The organism is Paraburkholderia terrae, from assembly GCF_002902925.1.
Classification (GTDB): Bacteria; Pseudomonadota; Gammaproteobacteria; order Burkholderiales; family Burkholderiaceae; genus Paraburkholderia; species Paraburkholderia terrae.
This window is the reverse complement of the sequence record NZ_CP026112.1, coordinates 2,034,335-2,046,586: the sequence shown is the minus strand read 5'-3', so window position 1 is coordinate 2,046,586 and position 12,252 is coordinate 2,034,335. Positions and strand designations below refer to the sequence as shown.

Annotated in this window: 20 protein-coding genes; 11 read left to right on the top strand and 9 right to left on the bottom strand. The window is 60.2% G+C overall.

Going from position 1 to position 12,252, the window contains the following annotated elements; all coding sequences use genetic code 11:
- Positions 1-50: 50 nt before the first annotated feature.
- On the top strand, positions 51-1,748 hold the full coding sequence (locus tag C2L65_RS25435; protein WP_052426950.1) for a recombinase family protein: 1,698 nt from the start codon (positions 51-53) through the stop codon (positions 1,746-1,748).
- Here the strand turns inward: C2L65_RS25435 and C2L65_RS25430 are convergent.
- Genes C2L65_RS25430 through C2L65_RS25395 form a run of 8 tightly spaced genes read right to left on the bottom strand, consistent with a single transcriptional unit; the run spans position 1,745 to position 5,513 of the window.
- Complete coding sequence (locus C2L65_RS25430) at positions 1,745-2,041, bottom strand: hypothetical protein (RefSeq protein WP_042312313.1); 297 nt, start codon at positions 2,039-2,041, stop codon at positions 1,745-1,747. The two genes, C2L65_RS25435 and C2L65_RS25430, sit on opposite strands and share 4 nt — an antisense overlap.
- Positions 2,013-2,261 (bottom strand): hypothetical protein, encoded by a 249-nt coding sequence (locus tag C2L65_RS25425; protein WP_156132356.1) that lies wholly within the window; start codon positions 2,259-2,261, stop codon positions 2,013-2,015. Before C2L65_RS25425 ends, C2L65_RS25430 begins: the two co-directional genes overlap by 29 nt.
- 10 nt (positions 2,262-2,271) lie before the next feature.
- On the bottom strand, positions 2,272-2,451 hold the full coding sequence (locus tag C2L65_RS25420) for a hypothetical protein (RefSeq protein WP_042312316.1): 180 nt from the start codon (positions 2,449-2,451) through the stop codon (positions 2,272-2,274).
- Positions 2,444-2,947: a hypothetical protein gene (locus C2L65_RS25415; protein WP_042312317.1), complete on the bottom strand. Its 504-nt coding sequence runs from the start codon at positions 2,945-2,947 to the stop codon at positions 2,444-2,446. Before C2L65_RS25415 ends, C2L65_RS25420 begins: the two co-directional genes overlap by 8 nt.
- Entirely contained in the window at positions 2,944-3,213 is a 270-nt protein-coding gene (locus tag C2L65_RS25410; RefSeq protein ID WP_042312319.1) for a hypothetical protein, read from the bottom strand. The genes C2L65_RS25415 and C2L65_RS25410 overlap by 4 nt, the downstream gene beginning before the upstream one ends.
- Positions 3,210-4,277, bottom strand: a complete 1,068-nt coding sequence (locus C2L65_RS25405) for a hypothetical protein (RefSeq protein ID WP_042312320.1) — start codon at positions 4,275-4,277, stop codon at positions 3,210-3,212. Before C2L65_RS25405 ends, C2L65_RS25410 begins: the two co-directional genes overlap by 4 nt.
- Positions 4,267-5,178, bottom strand: coding sequence for a YqaJ viral recombinase family nuclease (locus C2L65_RS25400; RefSeq protein WP_042312322.1), 912 nt, complete (start codon positions 5,176-5,178; stop codon positions 4,267-4,269). Before C2L65_RS25400 ends, C2L65_RS25405 begins: the two co-directional genes overlap by 11 nt.
- On the bottom strand, positions 5,175-5,513 hold the full coding sequence (locus C2L65_RS25395; protein WP_042312324.1) for a DNA-directed RNA polymerase subunit alpha C-terminal domain-containing protein: 339 nt from the start codon (positions 5,511-5,513) through the stop codon (positions 5,175-5,177). The genes C2L65_RS25400 and C2L65_RS25395 overlap by 4 nt, the downstream gene beginning before the upstream one ends.
- Positions 5,514-6,356: 843 nt before the next feature.
- Between C2L65_RS25395 and C2L65_RS25390 the strand changes: the two genes are divergently transcribed.
- The 10 genes from C2L65_RS25390 to C2L65_RS25345 all read left to right on the top strand — a co-directional run bounded on the left by C2L65_RS25390 (position 6,357) and on the right by C2L65_RS25345 (position 10,604).
- A complete protein-coding gene (locus C2L65_RS25390; protein ID WP_042312326.1) occupies positions 6,357-6,578 on the top strand; it encodes a hypothetical protein in 222 nt (73 codons plus the stop codon).
- Positions 6,579-6,653: 75 nt separating this feature from the next.
- Positions 6,654-7,529 carry a hypothetical protein gene (locus C2L65_RS45645; RefSeq protein ID WP_156132357.1) on the top strand — a complete coding sequence of 292 codons (876 nt, stop codon included), beginning with the start codon at positions 6,654-6,656 and terminating at the stop codon, positions 7,527-7,529.
- A complete protein-coding gene (locus tag C2L65_RS25380) occupies positions 7,510-8,169 on the top strand; it encodes a hypothetical protein (RefSeq protein WP_052426951.1) in 660 nt (219 codons plus the stop codon). The genes C2L65_RS45645 and C2L65_RS25380 overlap by 20 nt, the downstream gene beginning before the upstream one ends.
- Entirely contained in the window at positions 8,166-8,405 is a 240-nt protein-coding gene (locus C2L65_RS25375; RefSeq protein WP_042312333.1) for a hypothetical protein, read from the top strand. The genes C2L65_RS25380 and C2L65_RS25375 overlap by 4 nt, the downstream gene beginning before the upstream one ends.
- On the top strand, positions 8,402-8,731 hold the full coding sequence (locus C2L65_RS25370; RefSeq protein WP_042312335.1) for a DnaB-like helicase N-terminal domain-containing protein: 330 nt from the start codon (positions 8,402-8,404) through the stop codon (positions 8,729-8,731). The genes C2L65_RS25375 and C2L65_RS25370 overlap by 4 nt, the downstream gene beginning before the upstream one ends.
- A complete protein-coding gene (locus C2L65_RS25365; RefSeq protein ID WP_156132358.1) occupies positions 8,728-8,940 on the top strand; it encodes a hypothetical protein in 213 nt (70 codons plus the stop codon). The genes C2L65_RS25370 and C2L65_RS25365 overlap by 4 nt, the downstream gene beginning before the upstream one ends.
- The gene (locus C2L65_RS25360) at positions 8,940-9,479 is read left to right on the top strand and encodes a RusA family crossover junction endodeoxyribonuclease (RefSeq protein WP_042312338.1); all 540 of its coding nucleotides are present in this window, start codon (positions 8,940-8,942) and stop codon (positions 9,477-9,479) included. Before C2L65_RS25365 ends, C2L65_RS25360 begins: the two co-directional genes overlap by 1 nt.
- 17 nt (positions 9,480-9,496) lie before the next feature.
- A complete protein-coding gene (locus tag C2L65_RS25355; RefSeq protein ID WP_156132359.1) occupies positions 9,497-9,715 on the top strand; it encodes a hypothetical protein in 219 nt (72 codons plus the stop codon).
- Positions 9,712-9,936: a hypothetical protein gene (locus tag C2L65_RS25350; protein ID WP_042312343.1), complete on the top strand. Its 225-nt coding sequence runs from the start codon at positions 9,712-9,714 to the stop codon at positions 9,934-9,936. Before C2L65_RS25355 ends, C2L65_RS25350 begins: the two co-directional genes overlap by 4 nt.
- A 20-nt stretch (positions 9,937-9,956) precedes the next feature.
- Positions 9,957-10,604, top strand: a complete 648-nt coding sequence (locus C2L65_RS25345) for a hypothetical protein (protein WP_156132360.1) — start codon at positions 9,957-9,959, stop codon at positions 10,602-10,604.
- A 31-nt stretch (positions 10,605-10,635) separates the two neighbouring features.
- Here the strand turns inward: C2L65_RS25345 and C2L65_RS25340 are convergent, their stop codons facing one another.
- Positions 10,636-12,246 carry a type I restriction-modification system subunit M gene (locus C2L65_RS25340; RefSeq protein WP_042312347.1) on the bottom strand — a complete coding sequence of 537 codons (1,611 nt, stop codon included), beginning with the start codon at positions 12,244-12,246 and terminating at the stop codon, positions 10,636-10,638.
- Positions 12,247-12,252 lie beyond the last annotated feature (6 nt).

Sequence of the window (12,252 nt, the reverse complement as noted above, 5' to 3'; positions counted from 1 at the left end):
TTTTGCAATATATACTGAAAGCTCCAGACGTTTTATCGGAGCAAAGCATCATGGCAAGGCGTAAAGCGGTTGAGGAGCCGATCGCAGGCAAACCGCGGCTGTTTATCTACGGCCGCTTTTCGAGCAAAAAGCAGGCAAGCGGCGACAGCTACAACCGGCAGATGACCTACGCGCGCGAGTGGGCCGAAAAGCACGGATTCGAGGTCGATGACAAGCTGACGATGTTCGATCACGGGCTGTCAGCGTTCAACGGCGACCACGTTAAGAAAGGCGCGCTCGGCGCGTTCCTGATCGCGATACAGAAAGGCGTGGTTCGACCGGGTGAAGTGCTGCTCGTCGAGTCGCTCGACCGGCTAAGCCGCGCCGAGGAACTCGATGCGCTCGGACAGTTCGCGACTATCGTGCAGGCCGGCATCACGATCATCAGCATGCAGGATGGCATCTACAACCAGGAACGCATCCGCGAGACGCAAGGCGGCATACTGCACGCCGCGCTCGCCGTCATGACACGCGCACACAACGAAAGCGAAAGAAAATCGTATCTCGTCAGCAAGGCGGCGCATGCCGCGTGTATCGCGTGGTCAGCAGGCAAAGGGGTAAAGCCTATTTCTGTCGGCAACGACCCGTCGTGGGTCAGGTGGAACGATGACCTGAAGCGGTTCGAGCACATTCCCGATCAGGTTGCGTCGTTGCGGAAATTGCTCGACCTGTACCGGATCGGGAACGGTGCGGTGCGTATCTTCGAGCGAATGCGTGCGACAGGCATCGCATTGCCAAAGGGCGTAAGCAACGTGGCCCGCGTGACGCGTCTCGTCAAGCACCGCGCGCTGGTTGGGGAGAAAACCGTGAAGGTAGGCGACGCGCCGGCCTATACAATCCCGAACTACTATCCCTCGATCCTGACGGAAGACGAGTTCACTGCGCTTCAGCACATACGCAAGCAGCGCGGGCGGCGCGTTGGCAAAGCCGAGGTTATCAGTTTCATGACGGGGATGCGCTTGACGTTCTGCGCGAATTGCGGCTCGTCGATGGGCAATCAGAACATCATGAATCGCTCACGCCGCGAGGATGGCCTGCCGCAAGACGGACACCGGCGACTCAAGTGTAGCGGGGAACAGAAGTCGGTCAATCGGTGCTGGGCTGGTTCGTGCTCAATCGTCCCGATAGAACGCGCCCTGATGGAGTTCTGCAGCGACCAGATGAACCTTGCGTCGCTGTTCATAGACGGCAACGAGAAAGCGGAAGCGCTTGGCAGCGCACTGACCCGGACACGGCAGGACGCCGAGAAAGCGCAAGCGGCGCTCGATACATTCATGGAAGTCGGCGCTCTCGACAGCAAGGCCGCCGGCGCAAAGGTTATTCGCGCACAGATAGCGAAGCTCTCGATCGAACTCGAGGAAAAGAATGCAGAGGTCGGTCATCTCGAATACGAACTTGCGAGCCTGCACCAGCATTCGACGCCTGCCGTCGCCGAGGTGTGGGCGGCGCTGCGTGAGGGCGTGCGGCTGCTCGACAATGACGCGCGCACCAAGGCGCGTCAGCTCGTCGCTGACACATTCGCACGCATTGAAGTAGGACTAGCCCACGACGACCTGATCGAACTGCGCCTCGTATCGCGGCGGGACGTCGTGCGCGTGCTGCGTGTCGACCGCAAGACCGGCGAGCGGCTCGATCAGGAGACGGTCGACAACACTCAGCATGAAGCACTCAAGCGGCGCCCCAGAAAGCAGGTCCGCAAAGCGGCCTAATCCGCTTCCTTCTCCCCAAAAAAGCCCTGCGGGGTCGACATGACGCGCAGGGCCTTTTCTCCGATCAGAAAGCGCCGGTACGCTTCGACCGCTACGTCCCACACCTCATTGACCAGATCGGGCCCGCTCTCGATCACCTGTCCCGTTGAAGGGTCCACGACCGCCAATGTCGCGGGCCGCCCGTCCTCCGTCGTGATCGTGAAACCGTCCCACGCACGCGCCGCAATAACCGAATGCGCAAGCGAAGCGTCGCCGATACGCTCATCAGGTTCGCGAACTGTCTTGCTGGTCATGATGAACCTCGCCATTGTGATGCGATAGCGCGGCCGCGCTCGCGTCGTCTGCTACGCGCACGCGCAGCGCTTCGAGACGTTTCAGCACCTCGCGCAGATGCGTGACGCCCAGCGGGCCGAGATGGTCCGCGCGCGAGCCGTGTCGCGGGTCGCGGTGCGATCTCCTGATGTAGTCGATGATGCTCACAATTTCGCCAGCGATCGACATATCAAAGTTCACGGTGCCCTCCTTATGGTGCGGTGTGGATCAGGTGGAGAATCGCCCACGACGCAGACGTGATCGCGAGCACGAGCAGCACGATGACCAGCGCGGCCAGCAGTCCGCTCATCAGCTGCGCGACGAGCGGCAAGCGCTGGCGGCGCGCATCGAGCGAGCGCCGGTCGAAGTAACGCCGCGAATGGTCACTCATCCTCGTCATCTCCGTCGATGGTTGCCTCACTCGTGTCGAGCGTGCCTTTGACGGTATGCTTAAGCACCGTCATGACCTTCGCGGCTTCATCCTCGGTCGGATGCACCTGCAGGCGCCAGACGAGCCCGCATGTGCCGCCCTCGCGCGGTGCGATGCGCAGCTTGTTGAACTTCGCATCGGTCAGTCGCAGTTCGTTCTTCCTCGTGCCGAGGTGCAGCGTGAGCGCGACGGGCGACACCGAGCCATTCCAGGCGAGCGGGCCAAGTTGCGGGAAGCGCAGATGCGGCATGTGCGCCGCGTCCTTGCCTAGCAGATCGCCGTCACCGTCGGCGCGATACAGCGACGGCCGCAGGCTGTCGTCGAGCCGGTCCAGACACGTATTCGGCAAGTCCACCTCGACGCGCAAATCCATCGCGAGCCGTTCATCATCGCCCACGACCTCGGTGCGCACGTTGACATGCACGACGCGCATCTCCTGCTGCTGAAAGTCAATCATTGCGTGTCTCCATGCGTGAGCACCACACCGATGATGATCTGCGACACGGCGAACGCGTTCGCTTCGCGTCGAAGTTCCTGCAACGCTTCAAAGGCGACCGCTTCAGGCAGCGCGCCCAGCACCTCAAGCAGTCTGAGGACGAGCAGCACGCCGCTGAAATAGGCGCGCTGCATGTCGGCATGCTGTCCCGTGCTTGCATCGGCGGGTATGTCCGATTTCGCGAAGCGTTCAAACTCGTCCGCGATTGCATGCGTTCCGAGGATCATGTCGTCTCTCCCGTCGTGCCCTGCATCCTCTCCATGGCCGCATCGAACAGCGTGCGCAGTTCGGCCTGCTGTTTCTTGCTGCCTACCTGCGCGATCAGATCGGCCGCCGCCGCGAGCGCGTCGATATCGCCGCGACGTTCCGCCGACTCCATCGAGCTAGCGACCTCGGCATAGGTGACCGTGAAGCCGTTGTCTTTCTGATCGGCCTGCGGCTCGGTCTTCGGGTCGGTCTTCGCGTCCCCTTTCGTGTCTGCCCTGGACTTCGCGCGTTCGGCGTTCAGCTTCGCCTGCCAGTGTTCCCGTGCCTGTCGCTTCTCGTCGTCATCGGCCAGCCGTGCGGCCATGTCGCCGGCAGCCTTCAGCGCGTCGGCGTCGCGTGCGTCGTCGATCGCCTTGATGACCGCCGCGAGCGTCACGCGGCGCAGTTTTGACTTCACGCGGTCCGCGGTGCCGGCCCGTTTCGCACCCGCCGTCTCGGTCCTTACTTCGCCCGTGGCGGGATCGACCTCCTCGACCCGGCCCATGTCGATCGCCTCGCGTACAAGCTCGGTGATGGGAATACCACGCAGCACGTCGGGGAACTGGTCACGCAACGCGAAGCCACGGGCGCGCATCTGCAACATGCGCTTCGGGTACTTCTGCCACACGTCCTTGCCAACCAGACCCGCTGTCTGTGCATCGGCAATCGAGAAGCGGCCCGTCTTGTCGCCCTTGCCGTGGCGCTGGGCGATGCACACGGCGGTCATGTCCTCGGTGTCTTCATCCTCGAAGAACTCGATCACGTCCTTGCACGCGGGACTGGACGTAACGAGCGCGAGCACCGCATCGCCCCAGAGCGACGGGCGATTGCCGACTACCGCGATGTTCTGCAGGCTCTGCATCGGCTTGAGTCCAAGCTCGTTGCCCCACTGCATGGCGACCGCGCATTTTTCAGGCTTGCCGTCGTAGTCCTTCGGTGCGAGTCCGCTATTGGCGACCATGCGCGCGAAGTCCATCAGTTCTTCATAGGTGTGCGGCGCAAGATCGGCGGTGTCCTCGTCGCGCGCAATGATTTCATTCGTCATGAACGTCTCCCTTGCTGGACTTGAACCGGAAGTCGGTATACGTGCAGGGTGCGACCTCATAGCCGCGACGCTGCACGACCTTGCGGCGGTACTCGCCGCAGTTGCCCGGTATCCGGCCGATCGCCGCATCGCCCATCAGTTCGAGCAGATGCGCCTTGCAGCCATCCACCACCGCGTCATAGTGCTTGGCCTTGAGCGCCGCCTCGACAAGCGTGAAATGCCAATGGACCGCATCGGGCGACAGGTCGATGACACCGCCATTCGTGCCGGGATAGAGTTTCTTCAGAAGCGGCAGCGTGCTCGCGTGATCGAAGTCGAACGGCGGCGGTTCCTCGCGCTCGACGTACTGCCAGAACTCGTATTCGCGCGCGACAACTTCCTCGACCACTTCGGCGTCGCGCTCGATGTGATAGCGACGCAGTTCATTGCCGCCTACGCATGCAACCAAATCCCACAACGGATAGTTGAGCACGCACATGTAATGCTGGCATTGCAGGTAATGACGCTCGGGTACATCACCTGAGCCTTCCTCGCCCCATTCGCCGGACTGGAGCACAACCAGCCGGTCAACGTTCTTGATTTCCAGTCCGCAGCGCTGGCCGACGATCAGGCGATCGACGTTGGCGCGCATCCACTTGTGGCGTGCATGTACGACGGACTGGTGACGCTGTCGCAAATGCAGGCCGTACTTCTCGGCGGCCCATGTCGCGATCGCTGGCTCGATGTGACGGCCCGCGGCCATACGCTCGTTATCCTCCGTGTCGGGCAGGTGCCCGAGCTTGCGCTCCCATAACTCCCGCCGCGTGACATGCGGGTCCAGCCCGAGCGCGGCGGCGCATTCGCTGCCGCCGACCCCGGACTTGCGCTGCTCAATCCATGCGGCCCGGTCAATGGTGTTCATGGGTGCGTGTCTCCGTTGTGAAGTGCCAGCCCACGCTCGGACAGCGCTTGCTGAATCTGCAGGATCGACTTCATGCCAAGTCCGGGGACGTGCAGCAGCGTCTGTACGGAGTGCTTGACAAGTGCGTCAACCGTCGTGATTTCAGCATCACGCAAGGCGTTGGTGACAGACTTGGCCATACCCAGCGCCGCGAGACGCGGCAGCTTTGTTGCCGGTCGCGTGACACTGGGCGGTTGCTTTGCCTTCTCGACCAGATGGTCGATGTACATGCGGGCGCTCTCCAGTTCGTCGAGCGTGCTGTTGACGCCGATGGTCAGGCTTGTGCGTCTTTTCATGGAATTACCCTTCCAAAAAAATCGCCACTACAACGTTTATTGAAAACGCGTTCTATGCGATCTGAATGGAACCGGTGTGCGACTTATCACACCGGACGCTAATTCCCGGCCAAGATCGCAATAGTCGTTGGATGCTAACTTTTGAAACGACACCGGTATCCGGCGTCAATCGAATGACGGTGCAGGGTGAAAACAATAGTCCTGCACTTCGTAAATGTGAATATGCCGCTGACAGCTAAATTACAGTTTGATACAGAGCTTTCAGAATCCTTGTCGCGCAAATGATTCTCAGAATCTACATCAAATCCAAGTCGCGAACCCGCATCGTATGGTCTCCTATGACAATTGGTTGACACGCAAAGTAAGCGCCTAGTCGGATATTTTTACGCCGCAGAGTCTTTTTTTATGCGGGTAAGCACCTAGAAACGCGTGCATCTCGTGTGCTCGTCGGCATGATGTATGCCTATGCACCAGTGCGGTGCGGAAACGCTTCTCGACACCGCACTAGGATATACCCCTAGTAAAAAACCTCTTTCGCATACTGGACGGGGCTTTGGGGATTTTCGTAATTCGCTTTATTAGTATCTTAGGTGCATACCCCTAGAACGCCTTTCTAACCCTTGTCAGTGCTAAATTCTTTATTACAGTTTTCGGAGTTTCTTATTCTAATTAACGCGACTCAAGGTAAATCGTTTTAAACGCCGTCGCTTGATTGGCGATCGTGCCGGAATTAATCTTTTCCACGCATCACACCACCCCGACCATTCTGGCCGTCGTGTCGTTTCACGGCCGGCGCCGTTGCGCCGTTTGTTTCCCTTTCTGAAAATTCGTGGAGGACAAGCCATGTACGCGGACCCCGTTGTGCGTGTGGTAACACGCCGTCAGCAGGCATGGAGGGATGCGCATGAACGCGCCGAACAGTCGCGCACCGGCGACGTGTTCGGCTGGTGGCTCTTGATGCGCGTGCAAGGCCGCATCGACGGCGACAGCGAGACTTGCCTGCGTGACGCGCTGCGCGCATTCAACGTCGTGCAGGTCACGCCGCTGCCGCACAGCGGCGAGTGAGCGCCGGGGACTGCGATCATGGCACGCGCCCGACTGCTCAAGTCCGAGTTCTTCCGCAACGAAGCGCTCGGGCATATGCCGCCATTTGCGCGGCTCACTTTCGCGGGCCTTCTCACGCTCGCGGATCGCGAAGGACGGTTGGAGGATCGCCCAGGGCGAATCAAGGCTGACCTTTTCGCGTATGACGCGAACCTTGGCGATCCCGAGGTTGACCAGTTTCTTGCTTTACTCGACGAAGCGGACCTGATCGTGCGTTATGAAGTGGACGGCGAACAGATTATCCAGATCACGAAATGGAAAAAACACCAGCGTCCGCATCCGCGTGAAGTGCAGAGTGTACTGCCTAGTCCACCCGCAAACCCGCGTCAGACAAGGAAGCCGAACCTTAGGCAAACCCAAGGCAAGCCCAAGGCGAACCATTTAATGAAATTAAAGCCGGGTTCATCGGGTTCATCGGGTCCATCGGAGAGTAAACCTAAAACCAATCTCTCTATCACATCTCGTCAGTCAATCTCGCGTGCGCGAGACAGCGACGCACCGATGACGGGACAGGACGGGACGAGCGCGGGTCTGCGCGATGTGCTCGAACGGCAAGGCTGCGAACTCACGCCCAAGGAGCGTGACAGCTTGGACGCGGCCGCAGCCGAAGGCGTCAGCGCCGATTCACTTGGCCATGCGCTCGACGACGCCCGGCAGCGTCCGAGCGTGCGCCACGTCGTCGCCTACGCGATCCGCACCGCGCGCTCGTGGAAGGCCACCAACGCCGAACCGCCGCAGCCCGAGGGCCAGCGCGCGAACGGCCATCCCAGCGACTTTGACTCGCTTGCCAAGGATCGCAAGCGCATCAGCGACGGCTTGACCGGGCGGACGCGCCGGCAGCAGCAGGCCGTCGATGCGAACGTGATCGACGTTCCCATGCCGGAGGTCCGCGATGAATCGCGCCATTCCTGAGCACTGGGTCGAGCGTCTGTTCGAGCGCATGGAGTCGATCTGGGGCGCGCGCTTTCAGGACTTCTGGCGCAACGTGCCGGACCCTGAGCAGATCAAGGCCGTGTGGCGCGAAGGGCTGGCGGGCATGAGCGGCGAAGCCCTACGTCGTGGCGTGGCGGCGCTCTTTCACGAGAAGTCGCCGCCGACGCTGCCGCGCTTCATCGAGCTATGCCACATCGACCCGATGTACGTGCAACGTGAGCAACCGGCGCTCACGCATGCGCATTGCGTCACGCCCGTGGGCGAAGCACACCTTGCGAAGATTCAGGAACTGCTCGCAAAGCATAACCTGCCTAAGCGGGAACCGGGCGGCGGAGCCGATGGCATCCGGTGGGCGTTCAGGATCGTTCGGGAAGCTAACGAACGCGATGTACCGCTAAACCGGCTCGCGATCGCACAGGACGCAATACGCAACTGGTGCGCCTCTCACGGTTGCTCGCGCGATGACCTCGACGAGTACGGCGAGTTCGTGCGTGACCCCAACGCTCGGGCCGATGACGTTGAGCTTCCGCCACTGGTGCCGTCGCCACACATCATCGACGCCAGCGAGCAATACACCGCGCGCGAACCGGGCAGTGACGATGAAGAGGTGACGACGTGAGCACGTTCGCCCGCATCGCTGCGAACCGTCTACGCAACATGGCCTGTCCGCTGACCGAGCACGAACGTCTGTCCATCGCGAATCTGATCGATATCCTAAGCAATGATGTCGGGCGCTGTCATACCTGCCTGCAACAGATGGCGAAACTCATGGGCGATGACTTCCAGGCGGGTACGGACCTGACCATCGTATTGCCGGTGCAGCTTGCGGCATTGCTCAACGGAGAAGATCGGTGAACTACGAAAACGACCTGCAAACCCGAGGCGAACAGCGCGTGCTTGCATGTCTGCTCCAGCGCAACGAAGCTCTATGCCATTGCATGAACCTCACGCCGTGTCACTTCTCGCACGACCAGCACGGCATGATCTTTCGTGCGATCCGCGCGCTGCTGTCGCAAGGTCGCGTCGCTGACGAATGGTCGGTGTTCGCATTTCTGCGTGAGGTGTATCCGCGCTATCACGTGAGCAGCGTGTACCTGATCGCGCTTCGGCACATGGCCGTGCATACGTCGAATTGCGGCTACTACGCATCGAAGCTCCAGCACGCGGGAGACCGGCCATGATGGTGACGCTCGACCTGTCGAGCAGTGCGCATGCCGTGGTGATGGTCAACGGCGATGTACTGCAAGGCGTCACGCGCGCCGAAGTGGTCGTGACCAAGGACGAGGTGCCCGTGCTGATGCTGCGGCTCGTTCACTTCAAGATCATTGGCGGCTTGTTGCCGCATGGAACGGGCACGCATCGCAATGGCGAACCCGTCAAGGATGCGTGATGCCAGCGCGTTCGCCCGTCGCCCCTGATCCGATTGCGCTGCCGTTGCAGCAGCCGGTCACGCTCATGCTGCCTTATCCCGTGAGCGCGAACCGCTACTGGCGCTCCTACGTCGTGCAGGGCCACGTGCAGACTGTCGTGTCTTCCGAAGCGAAGGCGTACCGCCGCGAGGTCGCATGGCTGCTCAAGATCGCGAAGATTCGTGAACCGATCTTCGGGCGCATCGCGCTCACTGTGACGCTGCATCCAAAGATGCCACAGGACGCGCGCCAGCGGATGCGCAAATACGGCGACCAGTGGGAGGACGGCGTGTCGTGCATCGACCTGGACAACAGCCTGAAGATCCTGCTCGATGCGCTCAAGGGTCGTGTGTTTATCGACGACCGCTTCGTGTGGCGCATCCATGCCGAGCGCGGCGAGCCCACTGCCGAAGCGCATGTCGAGGTGACGATCGCGCGCGTGCCCTATGTTCAGCCGCAGCAGTCGCTATTCGACTCGATGCCCTTGCAACCGCTGATCGAGGACCCGTTTGAATCATGAACCGCCAGGGACTTTTGATGACCGTGAGACTGGACGCAATTCGCCACCATCTGGCGAACGACAACGAACGCATGCGCGAAGCGCTGCGCCTGATCGCTGATGTCTGCGACGGGCAGCCGGGCAACGACCTCACGCGCTATGTCGCGCGCATCGCGCGCAGTGCGCTCGTGTCGGCCGTGCCTGAGAACGAAGCATTGCGCAATCCCGCGCAGCCAACGGAAGGAGAACCCGCATGACCACCAGCAACGCACCGCAGCAGCCGGCGCAGGAACAACCCGGCCACCAGCCCGACGAGGCGCAGAAGCAGCACGACGAGAACCAGCGCCAGCGCGACGACAACCAGCGTCAGCGGGACGACAACCAGCGCAAACGCGACGAGCATCAGCGTGAGCGTGAAGAACGCGAAGGCGAAGACAACGGCGGCGATAGTGATGGCGACGGCAAGGACGCCGCCTGAGTGACGGGAGCACGACGACCATGCACGGTGAGACTTTTCGGGATGTGAACGTGGCGCTTGCTGCCAGCTACCGGATGGCGGGTCAGCCCGTCGTCGATGCCGGTGCGACGCGTCGCGCGCTCGTCACCGTCGCGTGTCTCTCCCCAGCACGCAACCGGATGCACGCCGACTGGGTCAGGCGCCTGATCGGTGAGCCGTCGCGCGTGGTCGACTTCTCGGGTCTCACGCGGCTCGAAGTGCGTGCGCAATGCGCGCTCGTGCGTCAGGCCGTCATCGAGCGTTTAACTGTATCGCAGGCGTGTGCGATCGTCGCGCGCTTCGCTCAAACCCCCGGCGAGAAGCAAAAGGGCGTGTCCGGTCTGGTGGCGCATCTTTCGGCCACCCGACCGGCTCCTGCTCGCGCCGCGCTCGCTGCTGATCCGCTCGCCGATCCGTTGTGGGACCTGCTATGGCGTCGCTATTCGCCGCCGCGCTACGGTGACGGAATGTCGCTGCGCGATATCTCGCGCCGCACGCACCTGAGCAAGTCGGCGCTGGCCCGTCATGCCGCGCGCCTCGATGACGCGCTCGACGAGCTGGAGCGCGAAGCGCTCGCCACGCTCGAACGCAGCTTCGTCGGTGACGGGTTGTGCTACGCGCTGTGCGACCGTCTCCGAAACGATCCATAACGATGTAGCGTTCATAGCTACTGCCTGTCGGTCAGGGTAATAGGGGTAATCCCAACTCTTTGAGAAAGACGTTATGCTTATCCTTGGCCTTCACGATCTCTTTTTCGATACTAACTAGCTGCCGACGAGCTAACTTGAGATCGACCTCTTCTTCCGCAACCGCCGTGCTGACATAGCGCGAAATGTTGAGGTTGAAATCATTCTGCTCGATTTCGGCCATGGTGATTCGCCGCGAATAGCGTATTTCTTCCCTTCGGTGCTGATAGGTGTCGATAATCCTGTGAATATGCTCGGGTCGCAACTGATTCTGACGCTTGCCCTTGTCGAAATGCTCTGCGGCATTGATGAACAGCACATCGTCTGGCTTCTTGCATTTCTTCAGAACGAGAATACAGACAGGAATGCCTGTGGAATAAAATAGATTCGCCGGCAGTCCGATCACAGTGTCGATGTGCCCGTCGGCTAGCAGCTTCCGGCGAATGCGCTCTTCTGCACCGCTGCGAAAGAGCACGCCGTGCGGCAGAATGATTGCCATGACGCCACTATCCGTCAGGTAGTGCAGCCCATGCAGCAAAAATGCGAAGTCGGCAGCGCTCTTTGGCGCGATGCCGTGATTCTTGAAGCGCATGTCCTCGCTCATCGATTCGCCAGGCTCCCACCGATAGCTGAAAGGTGGGTTTGCCACAATCGCATCGAACTTCGGTTTTCTCGCGGGGTTTGTTTCGCGCAGATAGTCCCACTCGTTTGTGAGAGTATCTCCGTGATAGATCTCGAACTCCGTATCCTTCACCCCGTGCAGCAACATGTTCATGCGCGCCAGGTTGTAGGTGGTTATGTTCTTTTCCATCCCGAATATTTTTCCGATAGTCCCGTTTTCCTCCTTCATGCGGTTTCGGACGTTGAGCAGAAGAGAACCTGACCCGCAGGCGAAGTCGAATACGCTATCCAACTTGTTCCGCTTGCCAGTTTTTGGCTCTTGACTATCGAGCGTGACAATGGCCGAGAGAATGTTTGAGATCTGCTGGGGTGTGTAAAATTCGCCCGCCTTCTTTCCCGAGCCGGCCGCGAACTGTCCGATCAGATACTCGTACGCATCTCCAAGGGAATCCGCGTCAGTCGAGAACGGAGCCAAGCCCCGGGCGATTTCTGAGATGATCGAGCAAAGCTTTGCGTTTCGGTCAGCGTACTTGCGCCCAAGTTTGTCGGAGGCGAGGTTGATCTCCGAAAATAAGCCTTGAAAATTGCTCTGAAACGATTCTTCCTCGATGTACTTGAAACCCTTCTGCAAGGTATTGAGCAACTCGTCGTTCTGCGCCTTAGCTAGACCGACGATGCTGCCCCAGAGGTAATCGGGTTTGATTACATAATGGACCTTGCGTCGCATTTGCTTTTCAAATTCGGCCACGTCGTCCGAATTTTTCTCGTACCACAGCGCCAGTGGTGTCGCGTCATCGCCTTCCAGATTCGGATAATCCGATCCAAGCTCTTTCCTCGCGGCCAACTCGTAGTTATAAGAGAGATAGCGCAAGAAGAGGAACGACAACATGTAGTCGCGGAAGTCGTCAGCGTTCATCGCCCCGCGTAACTGGTCGGCAATGTTCCAGAGCGTCTTGCCAAGTTGCTTTTGATCGTGTTCAGTCATGGAATA